At 59.3% G+C, this 17,546-nt stretch carries 19 protein-coding genes; 16 read left to right on the top strand and 3 right to left on the bottom strand.

Annotated features, from left to right (window positions below):
* The first annotated feature begins 1 nt into the window (after nucleotide 1).
* From kdsA to lipA, 12 genes are all read left to right on the top strand, one after another.
* Nucleotides 2–850 (top strand): 3-deoxy-8-phosphooctulonate synthase, encoded by an 849-nt coding sequence (gene kdsA / locus AAIH70_RS00225; protein WP_132273504.1) that lies wholly within the window; start codon nucleotides 2–4, stop codon nucleotides 848–850.
* A 133-nt stretch (nucleotides 851–983) separates the two neighbouring features.
* The gene (eno, locus tag AAIH70_RS00220; protein WP_132273505.1) at nucleotides 984–2,258 is read left to right on the top strand and encodes a phosphopyruvate hydratase; all 1,275 of its coding nucleotides are present in this window, start codon (nucleotides 984–986) and stop codon (nucleotides 2,256–2,258) included.
* Between the two features lie 164 nt (nucleotides 2,259–2,422).
* A complete protein-coding gene (locus AAIH70_RS00215; RefSeq protein WP_132273506.1) occupies nucleotides 2,423–2,740 on the top strand; it encodes an FtsB family cell division protein in 318 nt (105 codons plus the stop codon).
* Nucleotides 2,741–2,926: 186 nt separating this feature from the next.
* A complete protein-coding gene (gene pdhA, locus AAIH70_RS00210) occupies nucleotides 2,927–3,985 on the top strand; it encodes a pyruvate dehydrogenase (acetyl-transferring) E1 component subunit alpha (protein ID WP_132273507.1) in 1,059 nt (352 codons plus the stop codon).
* Between the two features lie 19 nt (nucleotides 3,986–4,004).
* Nucleotides 4,005–5,411: a pyruvate dehydrogenase complex E1 component subunit beta gene (locus AAIH70_RS00205; RefSeq protein WP_132273508.1), complete on the top strand. Its 1,407-nt coding sequence runs from the start codon at nucleotides 4,005–4,007 to the stop codon at nucleotides 5,409–5,411.
* A gap of 14 nt (nucleotides 5,412–5,425) precedes the next feature.
* Entirely contained in the window at nucleotides 5,426–6,766 is a 1,341-nt protein-coding gene (locus tag AAIH70_RS00200) for a pyruvate dehydrogenase complex dihydrolipoamide acetyltransferase (RefSeq protein WP_132273509.1), read from the top strand.
* A gap of 145 nt (nucleotides 6,767–6,911) precedes the next feature.
* Nucleotides 6,912–7,133, top strand: coding sequence for a hypothetical protein (locus AAIH70_RS00195; RefSeq protein ID WP_132273510.1), 222 nt, complete (start codon nucleotides 6,912–6,914; stop codon nucleotides 7,131–7,133).
* Between the two features lie 69 nt (nucleotides 7,134–7,202).
* Nucleotides 7,203–7,841, top strand: coding sequence for an SGNH/GDSL hydrolase family protein (locus tag AAIH70_RS00190; RefSeq protein ID WP_132273800.1), 639 nt, complete (start codon nucleotides 7,203–7,205; stop codon nucleotides 7,839–7,841).
* Between the two features lie 69 nt (nucleotides 7,842–7,910).
* Nucleotides 7,911–8,183, top strand: coding sequence for a YdcH family protein (locus tag AAIH70_RS00185; protein ID WP_132273511.1), 273 nt, complete (start codon nucleotides 7,911–7,913; stop codon nucleotides 8,181–8,183).
* A gap of 75 nt (nucleotides 8,184–8,258) precedes the next feature.
* Entirely contained in the window at nucleotides 8,259–9,704 is a 1,446-nt protein-coding gene (gene lpdA, locus AAIH70_RS00180; protein ID WP_132273512.1) for a dihydrolipoyl dehydrogenase, read from the top strand.
* A 77-nt stretch (nucleotides 9,705–9,781) separates the two neighbouring features.
* Entirely contained in the window at nucleotides 9,782–10,027 is a 246-nt protein-coding gene (locus tag AAIH70_RS00175) for a GlsB/YeaQ/YmgE family stress response membrane protein (RefSeq protein WP_132273513.1), read from the top strand.
* Between the two features lie 39 nt (nucleotides 10,028–10,066).
* Nucleotides 10,067–11,041, top strand: a complete 975-nt coding sequence (gene lipA, locus AAIH70_RS00170; RefSeq protein ID WP_132273514.1) for a lipoyl synthase — start codon at nucleotides 10,067–10,069, stop codon at nucleotides 11,039–11,041.
* A 6-nt stretch (nucleotides 11,042–11,047) separates the two neighbouring features.
* Here the strand turns inward: lipA and AAIH70_RS00165 are convergent, their stop codons facing one another.
* Nucleotides 11,048–11,230 carry a hypothetical protein gene (locus AAIH70_RS00165; protein ID WP_132273515.1) on the bottom strand — a complete coding sequence of 61 codons (183 nt, stop codon included), beginning with the start codon at nucleotides 11,228–11,230 and terminating at the stop codon, nucleotides 11,048–11,050.
* 259 nt (nucleotides 11,231–11,489) lie between these two features.
* Between AAIH70_RS00165 and AAIH70_RS00160 the strand changes: the two genes are divergently transcribed.
* Complete coding sequence (locus AAIH70_RS00160; RefSeq protein WP_132273516.1) at nucleotides 11,490–11,936, top strand: type II toxin-antitoxin system RatA family toxin; 447 nt, start codon at nucleotides 11,490–11,492, stop codon at nucleotides 11,934–11,936.
* 3 nt (nucleotides 11,937–11,939) lie between these two features.
* On the opposite strand, the gene AAIH70_RS00155 is transcribed toward AAIH70_RS00160, so the two are convergent.
* Nucleotides 11,940–12,440, bottom strand: a complete 501-nt coding sequence (locus AAIH70_RS00155) for a CinA family protein (protein ID WP_132273517.1) — start codon at nucleotides 12,438–12,440, stop codon at nucleotides 11,940–11,942.
* A gap of 1 nt (nucleotide 12,441) precedes the next feature.
* The gene (locus tag AAIH70_RS00150; RefSeq protein ID WP_132273518.1) at nucleotides 12,442–13,641 is read right to left on the bottom strand and encodes a bifunctional 2-C-methyl-D-erythritol 4-phosphate cytidylyltransferase/2-C-methyl-D-erythritol 2,4-cyclodiphosphate synthase; all 1,200 of its coding nucleotides are present in this window, start codon (nucleotides 13,639–13,641) and stop codon (nucleotides 12,442–12,444) included.
* A gap of 158 nt (nucleotides 13,642–13,799) precedes the next feature.
* On the opposite strand from AAIH70_RS00150, the gene dusB reads away from it, so the two are divergent.
* The 3 genes from dusB to ntrC are packed head-to-tail and all read left to right on the top strand — an operon-like array spanning nucleotide 13,800 to nucleotide 17,421.
* Nucleotides 13,800–14,819, top strand: coding sequence for a tRNA dihydrouridine synthase DusB (dusB, locus tag AAIH70_RS00145; protein WP_132273519.1), 1,020 nt, complete (start codon nucleotides 13,800–13,802; stop codon nucleotides 14,817–14,819).
* Nucleotides 14,816–15,973 carry a two-component system sensor histidine kinase NtrB gene (locus AAIH70_RS00140; RefSeq protein WP_132273520.1) on the top strand — a complete coding sequence of 386 codons (1,158 nt, stop codon included), beginning with the start codon at nucleotides 14,816–14,818 and terminating at the stop codon, nucleotides 15,971–15,973. Before dusB ends, AAIH70_RS00140 begins: the two co-directional genes overlap by 4 nt.
* Entirely contained in the window at nucleotides 15,970–17,421 is a 1,452-nt protein-coding gene (ntrC, locus tag AAIH70_RS00135; RefSeq protein WP_132273521.1) for a nitrogen regulation protein NR(I), read from the top strand. The genes AAIH70_RS00140 and ntrC overlap by 4 nt, the downstream gene beginning before the upstream one ends.
* Nucleotides 17,422–17,546 lie beyond the last annotated feature (125 nt).

Here is a 17,546-nt window from a genome sequence, read left to right as displayed (position 1 = left end):
CATGGCTGTCAGCGCCAAGGCCGAAGTAACCGTCGGCGAGGGGGCCAAGCAGGTCCTTTTTTCCAACAGCAAGAAACTCTCCCTGATTGCCGGCCCCTGCCAGATGGAAAGCCGCGATCATGCCTTCATGATCGCCGGCACTCTGTCTGAGCTTTGCGGCAAGCTCGGCATCGGCCTGGTGTACAAATCCTCCTTCGACAAGGCGAACCGCACCTCGATCGCCGGCAAACGCGGCATCGGGCTTGATACCGCGATGGAGATCTTTGCCGATCTCAAGAAGGAGTTCGGTTTTCCGGTTCTCACCGACATCCACACCGAAGAGCAGTGCGCAGTCGTCGCCGAGACGGTGGATATCCTGCAGATTCCGGCCTTCCTGTCGCGCCAGACCGATCTTCTGGTGGCTGCCGCCAAGACCGGCCGCGCCATCAACGTCAAGAAGGGCCAGTTTCTGGCGCCCTGGGACATGAAGAACGTCCAGGCTAAATTCACGGAAAGCGGCAACGGCAACGTGCTGCTGTGCGAGCGAGGCGCCTCGTTCGGCTATAATACGCTGGTGTCCGACATGCGCTCGCTGCCGATCATGGCGTCGCTTGGTTCGCCGGTCGTCTTCGACGCTACCCACTCGGTACAGCAGCCGGGCGGGCAGGGTGGCTCGAGCGGCGGTCAGCGTGAGTTCGTTGAGACTCTGGCGCGCGCAGCGGTGGCTGTCGGTGTCGCCGGCGTCTTCATCGAGACTCATGAGGATCCGGACAATGCGCCATCGGATGGCCCGAACATGGTGCATTTGAAGGACATGCCAAAGCTGCTGGAAAAGCTTTTGGCATTCGATGCCATTGCCAAGGCTGCGTGATAAAGCCTGTGTGACAAATTGCGCTTTTGATCACCGTCAAGGAACCAAAAGTGCCTGCACTGTAATTGCCGTGTCATTGATTGTGAGCCATTTTCAGTGACCGCTTGAAGCCCGTCAACCTGAGGAGAGACCCTTGACTGCCATTACCGATATCATTGCCCGCGAAATCCTCGACAGCCGCGGTAACCCAACCGTTGAGGTCGACGTCTATCTCGAAGACGGCACGATGGGCCGTGCAGCCGTTCCGTCGGGCGCCTCGACCGGCGCGCACGAAGCCGTCGAGCTTCGCGATGGCGGCAAGCGTTATGGCGGCAAGGGTGTTCTGAAGGCCGTTGAAGCCGTCAACACGGAAATCTTCGATGCCATCGGCGGTTTCGATGCCGAAAGCCAGATCCACATCGACAAGACCATGATCGCGCTGGACGGCACGCCGAACAAGTCGCGTCTCGGTGCCAACGCCATCCTCGGCGTGTCGCTCGCTGTCGCCAAGGCTGCTGCCGAATCGTCCGGTCTGCCGCTTTACCGTTACATCGGTGGTGCAGCCGCTCACGTCCTGCCGGTTCCGATGATGAACATCATCAACGGCGGCGCGCATGCCGACAACCCGATCGATTTCCAGGAATTCATGATCATGCCGGTCGGCGCGGAATCGCTTTCCGAAGCCGTTCGCATCGGTTCGGAAATTTTTCACGTCCTCAAGAATGAACTGGGCGCACAGGGCCACAACACCAACGTTGGTGACGAAGGCGGTTTCGCTCCGGGCCTGAAGAGCGCGCCGGAAGCCCTCGACTTCATCATGAAGTCGGTCGAAAAGGCCGGTTACAAGCCGGGCGACGACGTATTCCTCGGCCTCGATTGCGCTTCGACCGAATTCTTCAAGAACGGCAAATACGAGATGGAAGGCGAAGGCCGCGCGCTCGAGCCGGAAGCCATGGCTGACTATCTGGCCGAACTGGCTGCAAAATACCCGATCATCTCGATCGAGGACGGTATGGCTGAAGACGACTGGGCTGGCTGGAAATACCTGACCGACAAGATCGGCGACAAGGTTCAGCTGGTCGGCGACGATCTGTTCGTCACCAACTCGGCTCGCCTGCGCGACGGTATCAAGATGGGCACTGCCAACTCGATCCTCGTGAAGGTCAACCAGATCGGCTCGCTGACGGAAACGCTCGACGCCGTCGAGACCGCTCACAAGGCACGTTACACCGCCGTCATGTCGCACCGCTCGGGCGAAACCGAAGACTCTACGATCGCCGATCTCGCTGTTGCCACCAACTGCGGTCAGATCAAGACCGGCTCGCTGTCGCGTTCCGACCGTCTTGCCAAGTACAACCAGCTGATCCGTATCGAGGAAATGCTCGGCCCGCAGGCTGTTTATGCCGGTCGTTCGATCCTTAAGGCTTAAAAGGCCGGTCGGCTCTGCTGAGGGCTGATTTCATACTTCAAGGCCCGTGCCGCAAGGCGCGGGCTTTTTCGTATCTGCAGCGTCGGCGATATGGTCAACGATTGCTTAAACAAGTTCTGCGAACCTGCGACTCGTTTATTGCGTGACGGGATTTCGGAACGAGCATGTGGACCAAACATCACAAACAGAGAAAACTGGGCCGATTTGTCCTTCCGGCCATCACCGTCGCTTTTCTTTCCTATTTCGGTTATCATTCCGTCCATGGTGATCTCGGGTTGATCGCAACGGAGGAATTCGAGCGCCAGCGCGTGCTGCGCGCAGACGACCTTGCCAAGCTGACTGAAAAACGTCAGGCGCTCGAGCGCCAGGTCGCGTTGCTCAGTGATGGCTCCATGGAGCGGGATATGCTCGACGAGACGGCGCGTTACCAGCTGAATGTCTCGCGCACGGACGAGATTGTCATTTTTAACGGCAGTCGCTAACTTAACCTGATTTGAGTTAATCTCGATTTTTCTTGATAAATCATAGGTTTATCAAGCATGTGAGCCATGCAAATATGGCATTGCTGGGGCGTGCTTTTGTCCCTATGTTACGCCTCGAAACCGGGACGCGCCACATTGGCTTGGGCGGGCCCTACTTCGATAAGCGCAGTACATAGGGAGGGATTGATGGCGCCTGCTAAAACCGCGTCTACATCCGGCCGCAGATCCGCGGCAAAGTCTGCAACCAAGAACGTTTCCAAGGAATTTACCGGCAAGAACACGCCGGATTTCGGCAAGGAAGACGAGCTTCACGCCTATCGTGAAATGCTGCTCATCCGCCGTTTTGAAGAAAAGGCCGGCCAGCTTTACGGCATGGGCTTTATCGGCGGCTTCTGCCACCTCTATATCGGCCAGGAAGCTGTCGTAGTCGGCATGCAGATGGCCCAGAAGGAAGGTGATCAGGTTATCACCGCCTATCGTGACCATGGTCACATGCTCGCAGCCGGCATGACCGCGCGCGGCGTCATGGCCGAGTTGACCGGACGCCAGGGTGGTTATTCCCGCGGCAAGGGCGGCTCGATGCACATGTTCTCGAAAGAGAAGCATTTTTACGGCGGTCACGGCATCGTCGGTGCGCAGGTTTCGCTCGGTACCGGTCTCGCTTTTGCGAACTCCTATCGCGGCAATGACTCTGTTTCGGTCGCCTATTTCGGTGACGGCGCTGCCAACCAGGGTCAGGTCTACGAGAGCTTCAACATGGCTGCTCTCTGGAAACTGCCGATCATCTATATCGTCGAGAACAACCGTTACGCCATGGGTACCTCGACCGCCCGTGCAACGGCGCAGTCGAACTACTCGCTGCGCGGCTCCGGCTTCGGCATTCCCGGCATCCAGGTGGATGGCATGGATGTGCGTGCCGTCAAGGCTGCCGGTGAAGAGGCGCTCGCCCATTGCCGCGCCGGCAAGGGTCCGATCATTCTCGAAATGCTGACCTATCGTTACCGTGGTCACTCGATGTCCGACCCGGCCAAGTACCGCACGAAGGAAGAAGTGCAGAAGATGCGCTCCGAGCAGGATCCGATCGAACAGGTCCGTCTGCGCGTGCTCGAAAACGGCTGGGCCACCGAAGAAGACCTGAAGGTGATCGACAAGGATATCCGTGACGTCGTCTCGGATAGTGCCGACTTCGCCCAGAACGATCCCGAGCCGGATGCGTCCGAGCTCTACACCGACATTCTGCTGTGATCGCGGGGAGGGAACTATAATGCCAATCGATATCCTGATGCCCGCGCTTTCTCCGACCATGGAGGAGGGCACGCTCTCCAAGTGGCTGAAGAACGAAGGTGACACCGTCAAGTCCGGCGACGTGATCGCTGAAATCGAAACCGACAAGGCAACCATGGAAGTGGAAGCCGTCGATGAAGGTGTGATCGGCAAGTTGCTGGTCGCTGCCGGCACCGAAAACGTCAAGGTCAACACCAAGATCGCCGTGCTTCTGGCCGATGGCGAGAGCGCCGATGCCGTTTCGGCTGAAGCACCGAAGGCCGATGCCGAAACGCCGGCTGCTGCCTCTGATGCGGCTGCCGGCAAGGCTCGCGAAGCCTCCGAGGAAACACCGACTGCCGCCAAGGTTCCGGCGCAGCCGAAGATCGAGGTTGCAGCTGATCCGGACATTCCGGCCGGCACGGAAATGGTCTCCACCACGGTGCGTGAAGCACTGCGCGATGCCATGGCCGAAGAAATGCGTCGCGATGGCGACGTGTTCGTCATGGGTGAAGAAGTCGCCGAATACCAGGGCGCCTACAAGATCACTCAGGGCCTGCTGCAGGAATTCGGCGCGCGCCGCGTTATCGACACCCCGATCACCGAGCACGGTTTTGCCGGCGTCGGCGTCGGTGCTGCGATGTCGGGCCTGAAGCCGATCGTCGAGTTCATGACCTTCAACTTCGCCATGCAGGCGATCGACCAGATCATCAACTCTGCTGCCAAGACGCTCTACATGTCCGGCGGCCAGATGGGTGCGCCGATCGTGTTCCGTGGTCCGAACGGCGCTGCCGCCCGCGTTGGCGCCCAGCACAGCCAGGACTATTCGGCATGGTACAGCCAGATCCCGGGCCTCAAGGTCGTCATGCCGTATACGGCTGCCGACGCCAAGGGCCTGCTCAAGGCCGCCATCCGTGATCCGAACCCGGTCGTCTTCCTCGAGAACGAAATCCTCTATGGTCAGCATTTCGATGTGCCGAAGCTGGATGACTTTGTTCTGCCGATCGGCAAGGCGCGCATCCACCGCAAGGGCAAGGATGTCACCATCGTTTCCTTCGGTATCGGCATGACCTACGCGGTCAAGGCTGTTGCCGAACTCGAAAAGGAAGGCATCGATGTCGAACTGATCGATCTGCGCACGCTGCGCCCGATGGATCTTCCGACCGTCATCGAATCCGTCAAGAAGACGGGTCGCCTCGTCACCGTCGAGGAAGGTTACCCGCAGAACTCGGTCGGCACGGAAATCGCCACCCGCGTCATGCAGCAGGCCTTCGATTATCTCGATGCGCCGGTTCTGACGATCGCCGGCAAGGACGTTCCGATGCCGTACGCTGCCAACCTTGAAAAGCTGGCCTTGCCGAATGTCGATGAAGTCATTCAGGCGGTGAAGACCGTCTGCTACAAGTAAGGAAGGGTGATACGATGCCTATCAACATCACCATGCCTGCCCTTTCTCCGACCATGGAAGAGGGTAACCTCGCCAAGTGGCTGGTCAAGGAAGGCGACAAGGTCAAGTCCGGCGATGTGATCGCCGAGATCGAAACCGACAAGGCAACGATGGAAGTGGAAGCCGTGGACGAGGGCGTGATCGCCAAGATCGTTGTCCCGGCCGGCACCGAAGCGGTCAAGGTCAACGCCCTGATCGCCATCATCGCTGAAGAAGGCGAAGACGTTGCGGCCGCTGCCGCAGGTGCGGGTTCGTCCGCACCTGCGGCAGAAGCTGCTCCGGCTGAAAAGGCTGCAGACGCTCCGAAGGCCGAAAAGCCGGTGACCGATGCTGCTCCGGCACCGTCGACACCTGCACCGGTTGCTGCAGATGGCAAGCGCGTCTTCTCGTCGCCGCTTGCCCGTCGCCTGGCCAAGGAAGCCGGTCTCGACCTGTCTGCCGTCACCGGCACCGGCCCGCATGGCCGTGTCGTCAAGGCCGATATCGAGAAGGCTGCTGCCGGTGGTACGGCGAAGGCCGCTCCGGCGACTGCGTCTCAGGCTTCGGCCCCTGCCGCTGCCAAGGGTCCTTCGGACGACAACGTGCTGAAGCTGTTTGCGGAAGGTTCCTACGAACTGCTGCCGCATGACGGCATGCGCAAGACGATCGCCGCACGCCTCACCGAGTCGACCCAGACGGTTCCGTCCTACACGATCTCGATGGATTGCCTGCTCGACGCGCTGATGGCGCTCAGAGCCGAGATCAACAAGTCGGCGCCGGTGAAGAAGACGGAAAAGGGCGAGGTCCCGGCCTTCAAGCTTTCCGTCAACGACTTCATCATCAAGGCGATGGCGCTTGCACTGCGCGATGTTCCGATGGCAAATGCCTCGTGGACCTCGACCGCTCGTGTTCTGCACAAACACGCCGACGTTGGCGTTGCGGTGTCGATCCCGGATGGCCTGATCACGCCGATCGTTCGCAAGGCGGAAACAAAATCCCTGTCGGTCATCTCCAACGAGGTGAAGGACATGGCCAAGCGCGCCCGCGACAAGAAGCTGAAGCCGGAAGAGTACCAGGGTGGCACGACCTCCGTGTCCAACCTCGGCATGTTCGGCGTCTCCAACTTCACGTCGATCGTCAACCTGCCGCAGGCTTCGATCGTGTCGATCGGCGCCGGCGTCGAGAAGCCGGTCGTCAAGAACGGCGAGATCAAGGTCGGCACGGTGATGACGGCAACCTTTGCCTTCGACCACCGCGTCATCGATGGTGCACTCGGCGCGGAACTGGCTTCCGCGTTCAAGCGCTACATCGAAAACCCGATGTCGATGCTGGTGTAGTGGTGTTTTGGCCGCGGTGAAAGCCGCGGCCTGTTTCGCCTGGTGGGTGTCGCCGACGCTTTACAACTCGATCGTGACTTTTGGCTGTTCTATATCCATATTTGGAGATGGAGCGACAGTCAGAAAGCGCGAAGGAGCGTATTCGATGGCGAATGAACTTGCAGACATGATCGTGCCGATGCTGCGAGAAATTCGCAGCGATATCGCAGATATAAAGCAGCAATTGCATAAGCTCGATACAGGTCAAAAGAGCATTCGAAATGCTCTGACCGCAGACACGATGATGTCGAAATTCATTACCGGTGACTTTGAGGATCGGATTGCCGAGCTTGAAAGTCAGGTTGAGGCGCTGATGAAGGGCAAGTGATCAACGTAGCAGCTTTCGGGTTGTTCGTATTGAGCTTCGCTCGCAGGGAATGACTGGCATATGGACAATATGAAAACCGTTCTCTGCTTCGGCGACAGCATTACCTGGGGTTACGACCCGGAAGGTCGTGGCCGTCATGCTTTCGAAGATCGCTGGCCAAGCGTTCTGGATGCGGCTCTCGGCGAAGGTGTTACCGTCATTGCCGAAGGCCTAAACGGCCGCACCACCGGTTATGATGATCATCTGGCCGATTGCGATCGCAACGGCGTCAAGAACCTGCCGACGATCCTGCATTCGCATCAACCGCTCGATCTCGTCGTCATCATGCTTGGCACGAACGACATGAAGCCGGTGATCGCCGGGACGGCGCATGCGGCGCGGGCCGGTATTCAGCGTCTGGTCGGTCTGATCCGCCACCACGAATATTCGTTTGACTACGACGCACCGGATATCCTGATCGTTTCGCCGCCGCCGCTTGCGGAAACGGCTGATCCGATATTTTCGGCGATCTTTCGCGGCAGTATCGAACAATCGGCCATGCTGGCATCGCTCTATCGCGATCTGGCGGACGATCTTGGTTGCGGCTTCTTCGATGCGGGCTCGGTTGCCAGGACCAGTCCGATCGATGGTGTGCATCTGACGGTGGACCATACGCGCGCAATTGGTCGCGGTCTGGAGCCGATCGTACGCATGATGCTTGGTCTTTGATCTGGATCAACGGAGGAAATTTGCGGCGGACCTAGCCTTGGGCCTTTCGAACCAAACGGGACGTGGGTCATGTCTGAGACGCCGAATGAACTGGCTGAGGAATTTCCGGACTTTGTGGCGCTGATGCGCCATCTCCAGCAGATCGATGGGCATTTTGCCCACCTCTGCCGGCGTTACGAAGACCTGAACCGGAAGGTTTTCAAAGCCAATACAAGCAGCGAGCCTGCTGACGCCAACCTGCTCATGGATATGTGCAAGAAGCGGATGCGGCTCAAGGATGAAATCTACGGGATGCTGGTTCAGCCTGAACCAGAAGCGGAAGCGATCAAGCTGGCGGTATGACGCCGGGCGCTTTTCATCCCCAAAGGCTTCGGGCATCCGCCTGCGGCCTATGACAAAAGAGGATTGGAAGCGCTCATGTCCAACGCTTATGACATTATCGTAATCGGCTCCGGCCCCGGTGGTTATATCGCGGCTATCCGTGCAGCCCAGCTCGGCATGAAGGTTGCCGTCGTCGAACGCGAGCATCTTGCCGGCATTTGCTCCAACTGGGGCTGCATTCCGACCAAGGCTTTGTTGCGCTCCGCCGACGTGCTCCACACCGCCACCCATGCCAAGGATTACGGCCTGACGCTGGAAGGCTCGATCAAGCCGGACGTCAAGGCGATCGTCGCGCGTTCGCGTGGCATTGCGGCGCGCATGAACAACGGCGTCGGCTTCCTGTTCAAGAAGAACAAGATCGACATCATCTGGGGTGAAGCGAAGATCACCAAGCCGGGCGAGATCGTTGTCGGCAAATCCACCAAGCCGGTCGTCGAGCCGCAGGGGCCGGTGCCGAAGAACACGCTGGGCGAGGGCACCTATACCGCCAAGCATATCATCGTTGCCACCGGTGCTCGTCCGCGCGCGCTGCCGGGCATCGAGCCGGACGGCAAGCTGATCTGGACCTACTTTGAAGCGATGAAGCCGGAAGAACTGCCGAAGTCGCTGCTGGTCATGGGCTCGGGCGCCATCGGCATTGAATTCGCCTCCTTCTACCGCACCATGGGCGTCGATGTCACCGTCGTCGAAATCATGAGCCAGGTCATGCCGGTCGAAGATGCGGAAATCTCCGCCTTCGCCAAAAAGCAGTTCGAAAAGCAGGGCATCAAGATCCTTCTCGAGGCCAAGGTCGCCAAGATCGAGAAGGGTGCGAACTCCGTCACCGCCACCATCGAGAAGAAGGACGGTTCGTCTGAAAAGATCACCGCCGACCGGATGATCTCGGCTGTCGGCGTTCAGGCGAACATCGAAAACATCGGCCTCGAAGCCGCTGGCGTGAAGACCGACCGTGGTTTCATCGTCATCGACGGTTACGGCAAGACCAACGTTCCCGGCATCTACGCGATCGGCGACGTTGCTGGTGGTCCGCTGCTCGCCCACAAGGCAGAGCATGAAGCCGTCGTCTGCGTCGAAAAGATCGCCGGCCTTCCGAATGTTCATGCGACCGACAAGAGCAAGATTCCGGGCTGCACCTATTGCAACCCGCAGGTCGCCTCGGTTGGCCTGACGGAAGCCAAGGCCAAGGAACAGGGCCGCGACATTCGCGTCGGCCGCTTCTCCTTTGCGGCCAACGGCAAGGCTGTCGCGCTCGGCGAAGACCAGGGTATGGTCAAGACGATCTTCGACAAGAAGACCGGCGAACTGCTCGGCGCCCACATGGTCGGTGCGGAAGTCACCGAACTGATCCAGGGTTTTGTCGTCGCCATGAACCTGGAAACGACCGAAGAAGACCTGATGCACACGATTTTCCCGCATCCGACCATTTCGGAATCGATGAAGGAAAGCGTGCTGGACGCCTATGGTCGCGTGCTGAACGCCTGATATTGCGGGGCTTCATCCGGCATTGTGCCCGGATGAAGCCCTAACCATATCTGGGCTTTGAATATCAGGAGAATGGAATGGGCGTCGGCTGGTTTGCAGCAATCATTATCGGGGGCTTGGCGGGCTGGCTCGCCGGCAAGCTAATGGATATGCGGTTTGGCATATTCATGAACATCATCATCGGCATTGTCGGCGCGGTGCTGGCCAATGCCATCTTCGACAGTGCCAACATCCATGTCGCCAGCGGATGGCTGGGTTACCTTGTGCAGGGTTTCGTCGGTTCTTGCATTTTGCTATTTGTCGCCAAACTCGTCAGGCGTTGACGGGGGTCGCAGGTCCAAGCGGCGGAGGAACAGTCTAACATGGTCACAATTCTCGACAGGACGTCGCTCTCGGAAGAGAAGCGCATCCGTCACCCTGAAAAAGCGCACCGGCCGGATACCGAGGTCCTGCGCAAGCCCGAATGGATCCGCGTCAAGGCGCCGGTCTCCAAGGGTTATCAGGAAACCCGCTCGATCGTGAAGGAGCACAAGCTCGTCACGGTCTGCGAAGAGGCGGGCTGTCCCAACATCGGTGAGTGCTGGGATAAAAAGCACGCCACCTTTATGATCATGGGTGAAATCTGTACCCGCGCCTGTGCCTTCTGCAATGTCGCCACAGGCAAGCCCAACGCACTCGATCTGGCCGAACCGGAAAACGTCGCCAAGGCGGTGAAGGAAATGGGCCTGTCCCACGTCGTCATCACCTCGGTGGACCGTGACGATCTGGCCGATGGTGGTGCCGAGCACTTTGAAAAGGTGATCTGGGCGATCCGTGCGGCTTCACCGCTGACGACGATCGAGATCCTGACGCCGGACTTTTTGAAGAAGCCGGGTGCGCTGGAGCGTGTCGTTGCCGCCAAGCCCGATGTCTTTAACCACAATATGGAAACGGTGCCGGGCAATTACCTGACGGTGCGCCCCGGTGCGCGTTATTTCCACTCCGTGCGCCTGCTGCAGCGGGTGAAGGAACTGGATCCGACCATGTTCACCAAGTCCGGCATCATGGTTGGCCTTGGCGAAGAGCGCAATGAAGTGCTGCAGCTGATGGACGACCTCAGAACCGCTGACGTCGATTTCCTCACCATCGGCCAGTATCTCCAGCCGACGCGCAAGCATCACAAGGTCGAAAAGTTCGTCACGCCGGAAGAGTTCAAGTCCTACGAGACTGTCGCCTACACCAAAGGCTTTCTGATGGTTGCCTCCAGCCCGCTGACGCGCTCCTCGCACCATGCCGGTGACGATTTTGCGCGTCTGAGGGCGGCGCGCGAAAAGAAGGTTCTGGCGGCGGCCGAGTAGGGTTTTCTAGCCGGCAGCACCCTTGCCGGCGATCGCTTCACCGCGCTTCTTTTCGCGCAGATCGAAGCGGTTGCCGCGCGCTTCGGCTTTCGCCACTTCGATCAGATAGACGAGGAGCGGCAACTGGTTCATGTCGGCCAGTTGCCGTGCCGATTCGAGCATTTTCATGATCTGCGTAAAGTCGTCCATGTGCTTCTTCTTCCGGAGTCATTCCGGTGTTTGAGTTTCTATTGCGCTTTTTACGCGAGATTTTGTGTTTGGATCAGGGCCGCGAGCTCCCAAAACCACATTTTTGGGATGCAATGGTTAATATGTGAGCATATGTTAAAATAACAGTCAGTGTTGCTGACTGTTCCCACTTATGATGGCGGAGATGCGGCGTTGAAAACGCACGCCTTTATGTGTTCTCGCGCTTGATCTTCGCAAACGGCGCGCTTAACTGCTCACCATGCCCAAGTTCGAAAATCATCGCCCGGTCCGCCATTCGCCTGAACAGATGTACGCGCTCGTGGCCGACATCGAGAAATATCCCGAGTTTCTGCCGCTCTGCGAGGCGCTCACTGTCCGCACGCGCAAGGAGCGCGATGGCAAGGAACTGCTCGTTGCCGACATGACGGTCGGTTACAAGGCGATCAAGGAAACTTTCACCACCCAGGTTCTCCTCAATCCGGCCGAGCGGGTCATCGATGTGAAATATATCGAAGGGCCGTTCAAATATCTCGACAACCGCTGGCGGTTCGAACCGGACGGGCAGGGCGGCTGCACAGTCCATTTCTTCATCGATTACGAATTCAAGAGCATGATTCTGGGTGCCGTCATGGGCTCGATGTTCGACCGCGCCTTCCGCATGTTTGCTGAAGCATTCGAAACGCGGGCCGACAAGATCTACGCCTGACGATCAGGCGTCGGCGATGTCCTGAAGCATTTCGAATGCGGTACGCAGCGTGGCAAGTCGCACGCTGCTTCGGCCGATATCCCCAAAGCGCATTTCACGGTGAATGGTTTTGCCGTCGCGATTGCCGGCGGCAAGATGCACGAGGCCGACGGGTTTTGCATCAGACCCGCCACCCGGACCAGCTATGCCGGTAACGGCTACGGAGATCTGTGCGCGAGAATTCTTCAAGGCACCGGCGGCCATTTCCAGGGCCGTTTCGCGAGACACGGCACCAAACGTCTTCAATGTCTCGTTGCTGACGCCGAGAATCTCCGCCTTGGCTTCATTGGTATAGGTCACCAGCCCTCTGTCGACGACGGTGGAGGAGCCGGCAATCTCGGTCAGTGCACCGGCAATCAAGCCGCCTGTGCAGGATTCCGCCGTCACCACCATCAAGCCTTTCGCCGTAAACTCGGCGATGATCTTTGCGGCTGTCGCTTTGATATCCGGCGGAAACAGGCTCATCTCAATCCTTCTGGAAGACGACGGTCGCAGTTGCGATCGCAGCAATGCCTTCGCGGCGGCCGACAAAACCGATCGTCTCATTGGTTGTCGCCTTCACCGAACAACGCTCCATGTCGATGTCAAGAAACTCGGAAAGATTGCGGCGCATCGCTTCCCGGTGCGGGCCGACCTTGGGGGCTTCAGCGATCAGGGAAACGTCGGCATTCATGATTGTGCCGCCATGTTCGCGCACGATCTTTGCCGCATGCTCGAGAAAGATACGCGACGCGGCCCCCTTCCACTGCATGTCGGACGGAGGAAAGTGATCGCCGATATCGCCGGCACCACAGGTGGCCAGCAGCGCGTCGGTCAGCGCATGCAAGGCCACGTCGGCATCCGAATGGCCGCTGAGTTTCTGATCATGCGGCATGAAGACACCGCACAGTGTCACGCCGTCGCCGGGCACGAGCTGGTGCACGTCGTAACCGTTGCCGGTGCGCACGTCGGGCAGGGGCATCCGTGTCGCCTGTCTGGAAAGCCGCTCGTCTGCCATTTCTATATCCCGTTTCACTGTCAGTTTGATGTTGTCGGCCGAACCTTCGATCAGAACCACCGGCAGGCCGGCCCATTCGGCAATCGATGCATCGTCGGTAAAATCGTCGCGGCGCAGCGCTGCGGCCTTCTCGTGTGCTGATCGGATCTCGTTGAGGGCAAAACTCTGCGGCGTCTGGGCAGCATAGAGGCCGGCTCGTGGAACGGTCTCATGCACCAGGCCATCGGCTCCACCGCGTTTCAGCGTGTCGGCCACCGACATTGCCGGCAGAACACCGTCATGACCGGCATCGAGCGTGGCAGCGATTCTGTCCAGCAGCGCGAGATCGACAAAGGGCCGCGCTGCGTCATGGATCATGACATGTGTCGCACCGGTGGCCGCGAGCGCGCGCAATCCCTCATAGACAGAGCGCTGCCTGGTATCGCCGCCAAATGTCGTCAGCACTTCCTTCGCGCGCGGAAGGGTCGATACGGATGCGGCATAAAGTCCCTCGTCGTCGGGATGGATGACCGTGACGATCGGGCCGCTTCTGTGCCAGTTCAGAAAAGTTTCCAGCGTATGCGCAATGACCGGGCGTCCGCCGATCGGGCGATATTGTTTCGGGCCCTCTTGCGGAGATCCGGCCCGTTCGCCGCGTCCCGCGGCTACGATGACGATGCCGATTGTCATGGATTTGTCGTCCCCGGACGATAGCTCGAATTATAATTGACAGCGCAGCACTATAGACTCAAAAGACCCATTTCCAGCAGGTCGCTCAAAAATAACGCAATCTTGGAATTGCTCTTGGCAAACGCGCAAAGCCTGAATAAAAATAGTGCAGCCCACCAATGTGCCCGAAAGATCATCAATTGAGTGTCGTCGATCTTGCAGACCCTTTCCATATCGGGCCTGTCGCCATACGCAACCGCGTCGTGCTGGCGCCGATGTCCGGAGTGACGGATCTGCCGTTCCGGCAACTGGCATGGCAGCATGGTGCAGGCCTTGTCGTGACAGAGATGATTGCCAGTGGCGAACTGGTGCGTAACCGTGGCGAATCGTGGGAGCGCCTGAAGAGCACAGGTATCAAGCCGCATATGGTGCAGCTTGCCGGCCGCGAGGCGCAATTCATGGCGGAGGCGGCAAAAATCGTCGAAGGCGAGGGCGCCGATATCATCGATATCAACATGGGCTGTCCTGCCAAGAAGGTGACGGGCGGTTATTCCGGCTCGGCGCTGATGCGCGATCCGGACCATGCGCTGTCGCTGATCGAAGCGACGGTCAAGGCCGTAAAGGTGCCCGTGACGCTGAAGATGCGCCTTGGCTGGGATGAAAATTCCATCAACGCGCCGGAAATTGCCCGTCGTGCGCAGGATGCAGGCGTTCAACTGGTCACCATTCATGGCCGCACCCGCATGCAGTTTTATGAAGGCAAGGCCGACTGGGATGCGATCCGCGCGGTGCGCGACGTGCTGACCATTCCACTGATCGCCAACGGCGATGTGCAAAGTGCCGAAGATGCGCAGGATATTCTTCGTCGTTCCGGCGCCGATGCGGTCATGCTCGGGCGTGGGGCGCAGGGGCGTCCCTGGCATGTCGGCGCACTTGCCGGTGCAAATGTGCCGGAGGTCAATGCGATCGCCGACATCGCCTGCCATCATTACGAAATGATGCTCGAATTTTACGGTCGCGAGGCGGGTCTGCGCCATGCGCGAAAACATCTCGGCTGGTATCTCGATTGCAATGCGCCACACACCGACGCTGCCGACAAAGCGGCAATGATGGTGGAGCGTGACCCCGCTGTGGTGGTTTCGCGTTTGCGTGAATTGCTGTTGCGACCACCGCAACCTGAACGGAAGGCTGCCGCATGACGTCGAAACCGACGCCGCAGGACAACGCGACCGGCAATACACTGGCGATGGCGGTGCTGAACTCGGTTCAGAACCCCGTTATCCTGGTGGATGCCGAGGGCAAGGTGGCTTTTGCCAACTGGGAGGCCGAATCGTTTTTCGGCTCCAGCGCCTCCTATCTGGCGAAGAACAAGATCTCGACCTTCATCCCCTTCGGCAGCCCGCTGCTGGCGTTGATCGATCAGGTGCGCGAGCGCAAGGCTCCGGTCAATGAGTACCGGGTAGACCTGTCGTCTCCGCGGCTTGGTCAGGAAAAACTGGTGGACCTCTATGTCGCGCCGGTGACCAGTGAGCCGGGTTCGGTTGTGGTCGTCTTTCAGGAACGGTCCATGGCCGACAAGATCGACCGCCAGCTGACCCATCGTGCCGCGGCGCGTTCGGTCACAGGGCTGGCATCAATGCTGGCGCACGAGATCAAGAACCCGCTTTCTGGTATCCGTGGTGCAGCCCAGCTTCTGGAAACGTCCGTGCCGGACGAGGATCGCGCCCTGACCCGGCTGATCTGTGACGAGACAGATCGTATCGTCTCGCTGGTCGATCGCATGGAAGTGTTCTCCGACGAGCGCCCGGTCGATCGCACGGCACTGAACATCCATTCGGTGCTCGATCACGTGAAGGCGGTGGCCAAGGCCGGTTTTGCCCGCGAGATCAAGTTCATGGAGCTGTACGATCCGTCGCTGCCGCCCGTCTATGCCAACCGTGATCAGTTGATCCAGGTCTTTCTCAACCTCATCAAGAATGCAGCCGAGGCGATCGGCGGCCAGTCGGACGGCGAGATCACGCTGACCACCGCCTATCGTCCAGGCATCCGCCTGTCCGTCGCCGGTACGCGCGAAAAGATTTCGCTGCCGCTCGAATTCTGCGTCATCGACAACGGTCCCGGCGTCCCCTCCGACATTCTGCCGCATCTCTTCGACCCGTTCATCACCACCAAGACCAATGGCTCCGGCCTCGGCCTTGCGCTGGTGGCCAAAATCATCGGCGCCCATGGCGGCATCATCGAATGCGACAGCCAGCCGCGCCGCACCGTGTTCCGTGTTCTGATGCCCATGCACAAGGAAGACAGCGCATTTGACGACGCCGTCGCCTTGAACTCCACAGGAAGCGTAAAATGACCGCCACGATCCTTGTCGCCGACGATGATGCGGCCATCCGCACAGTACTGAACCAGGCGCTCACCCGCGCCGGATATGATGTGCGTATCACCTCGAATGCCGCCACGCTGTGGCGCTGGATTTCCGCCGGCGACGGCGATCTGGTGGTGACAGACGTGGTCATGCCGGATGAAAACGCCTTCGATCTGCTGCCGCGCATCAAGAAGGCGCGGCCGGATCTGCCGGTTCTCGTCATGAGCGCCCAGAACACCTTCATGACCGCCATCAAGGCGTCGGAAAAGGGCGCCTACGATTACCTGCCAAAGCCGTTCGACCTCACCGAGCTGATCGCCATCATCGGACGTGCGCTGGCCGAACCGAAGAAGAAGCCGGCCAAGCTGGACGATGATGCGCAGGACGGCATGCCGCTGGTCGGCCGCTCCGCCGCCATGCAGGAAATCTACCGCGTGCTTGCTCGTCTGATGCAGACGGACCTGACGCTGATGATCACCGGCGAGAGCGGCACCGGCAAGGAACTGGTAGCCCGCGCGCTGCATGATTACGGCAAGCGCCGCAACGGCCCGTTCGTCGCCATCAACATGGCGGCCATCCCGCGCGATCTGATTGAGTCTGAACTGTTCGGCCATGAGAAGGGCGCTTTTACCGGCGCGCAGAACCGCTCCACCGGTCGTTTCGAGCAGGCCGAGGGTGGCACGCTCTTTCTCGATGAAATCGGCGATATGCCGATGGATGCCCAGACACGTCTTCTGCGCGTGCTGCAGCAGGGCGAATATACGACGGTCGGCGGGCGCACCCCCATCCGCACCGACGTTCGCATCGTGGCCGCCACCAACAAGGATCTGAAAGTCCTCATCAATCAGGGCCTGTTCCGCGAGGATCTCTATTACCGGCTCAACGTCGTGCCGCTGCGGCTGCCGCCGCTGCGTGATCGTGCGGAAGACATTCCCGATCTCGTCCGCCACTTCATGCAGATGGGCGAAAAGGAAGGTCTGGACGGCAAACGTTTCGACACCGAAGCGCTCGACGTGATGAAGGGGTATGCCTGGCCCGGCAACGTGCGTGAGCTGGAAAACCTCATCCGTCGCCTGATGGCACTTTATCCACAGGATGTTATCACCCGCGAAATCATCGACAGCGAACTGCGTTCCGATGTGCCGGATAGCCCGATCGACAAGATGGGCGCGCGTTCCGGCTCGCTGACGATCTCGCAGGCGGTCGAGGAAAACATGCGCAGCTATTTCGCCAGCTTCGGCGACAACCTGCCGCCACCCGGCCTTTACGACCGTGTGCTGACGGAAATGGAATATCCGCTGATCCTCGCTGCACTGACTGCGACGCGCGGAAACCAGATCAAGGCAGCCGATCTGCTGGGATTGAACCGCAACACGTTGCGCAAGAAAATCCGCGAGCTTGGCGTTTCCGTCTATCGCAGCTCGCGCACGAGCTGAGCCGGCGCGGGTTGACACCCGCGTCATATTCGTTGCATTTTCGCCACATTGCGTTGCTTAAAGGTCACGCATGCTCAGGTTTTCTGGCGGGCGGGCGATTCTTGCAACAGGGCCTTCAGGCCCGG

It is taken from the genome of Neorhizobium sp. BT27B, assembly GCF_050455485.1.
In the GTDB taxonomy this organism is placed as follows: domain Bacteria; phylum Pseudomonadota; class Alphaproteobacteria; order Rhizobiales; family Rhizobiaceae; genus Neorhizobium.
The sequence above is the reverse complement of the archived record's forward strand: the minus strand, read 5'-3'. Positions and strand labels throughout refer to the sequence as shown.

What these genes read in the sequence shown, in the direction of transcription:
- kdsA (WP_132273504.1), top strand. Translation starts at nt 2, where the DNA reads ATGGCTGTCAGCGCCAAGGCCGAAGTAACCGTCGGCGAGGGGGCCAAG.
- AAIH70_RS00215 (WP_132273506.1), top strand. Translation starts at nt 2,423, where the DNA reads ATGTGGACCAAACATCACAAACAGAGAAAACTGGGCCGATTTGTCCTT.
- pdhA (WP_132273507.1), top strand. Translation starts at nt 2,927, where the DNA reads ATGGCGCCTGCTAAAACCGCGTCTACATCCGGCCGCAGATCCGCGGCA.
- AAIH70_RS00205 (WP_132273508.1), top strand. Translation starts at nt 4,005, where the DNA reads ATGCCAATCGATATCCTGATGCCCGCGCTTTCTCCGACCATGGAGGAG.
- AAIH70_RS00200 (WP_132273509.1), top strand. Translation starts at nt 5,426, where the DNA reads ATGCCTATCAACATCACCATGCCTGCCCTTTCTCCGACCATGGAAGAG.
- AAIH70_RS00195 (WP_132273510.1), top strand. Translation starts at nt 6,912, where the DNA reads ATGGCGAATGAACTTGCAGACATGATCGTGCCGATGCTGCGAGAAATT.
- AAIH70_RS00190 (WP_132273800.1), top strand. Translation starts at nt 7,203, where the DNA reads ATGAAAACCGTTCTCTGCTTCGGCGACAGCATTACCTGGGGTTACGAC.
- AAIH70_RS00185 (WP_132273511.1), top strand. Translation starts at nt 7,911, where the DNA reads ATGTCTGAGACGCCGAATGAACTGGCTGAGGAATTTCCGGACTTTGTG.
- lpdA (WP_132273512.1), top strand. Translation starts at nt 8,259, where the DNA reads ATGTCCAACGCTTATGACATTATCGTAATCGGCTCCGGCCCCGGTGGT.
- AAIH70_RS00175 (WP_132273513.1), top strand. Translation starts at nt 9,782, where the DNA reads ATGGGCGTCGGCTGGTTTGCAGCAATCATTATCGGGGGCTTGGCGGGC.
- lipA (WP_132273514.1), top strand. Translation starts at nt 10,067, where the DNA reads ATGGTCACAATTCTCGACAGGACGTCGCTCTCGGAAGAGAAGCGCATC.
- AAIH70_RS00165 (WP_132273515.1), bottom strand. Translation starts at nt 11,230, where the DNA reads ATGGACGACTTTACGCAGATCATGAAAATGCTCGAATCGGCACGGCAA.
- AAIH70_RS00160 (WP_132273516.1), top strand. Translation starts at nt 11,490, where the DNA reads ATGCCCAAGTTCGAAAATCATCGCCCGGTCCGCCATTCGCCTGAACAG.
- AAIH70_RS00155 (WP_132273517.1), bottom strand. Translation starts at nt 12,440, where the DNA reads ATGAGCCTGTTTCCGCCGGATATCAAAGCGACAGCCGCAAAGATCATC.
- AAIH70_RS00150 (WP_132273518.1), bottom strand. Translation starts at nt 13,641, where the DNA reads ATGACAATCGGCATCGTCATCGTAGCCGCGGGACGCGGCGAACGGGCC.
- dusB (WP_132273519.1), top strand. Translation starts at nt 13,800, where the DNA reads ATGTGCCCGAAAGATCATCAATTGAGTGTCGTCGATCTTGCAGACCCT.
- AAIH70_RS00140 (WP_132273520.1), top strand. Translation starts at nt 14,816, where the DNA reads ATGACGTCGAAACCGACGCCGCAGGACAACGCGACCGGCAATACACTG.
- ntrC (WP_132273521.1), top strand. Translation starts at nt 15,970, where the DNA reads ATGACCGCCACGATCCTTGTCGCCGACGATGATGCGGCCATCCGCACA.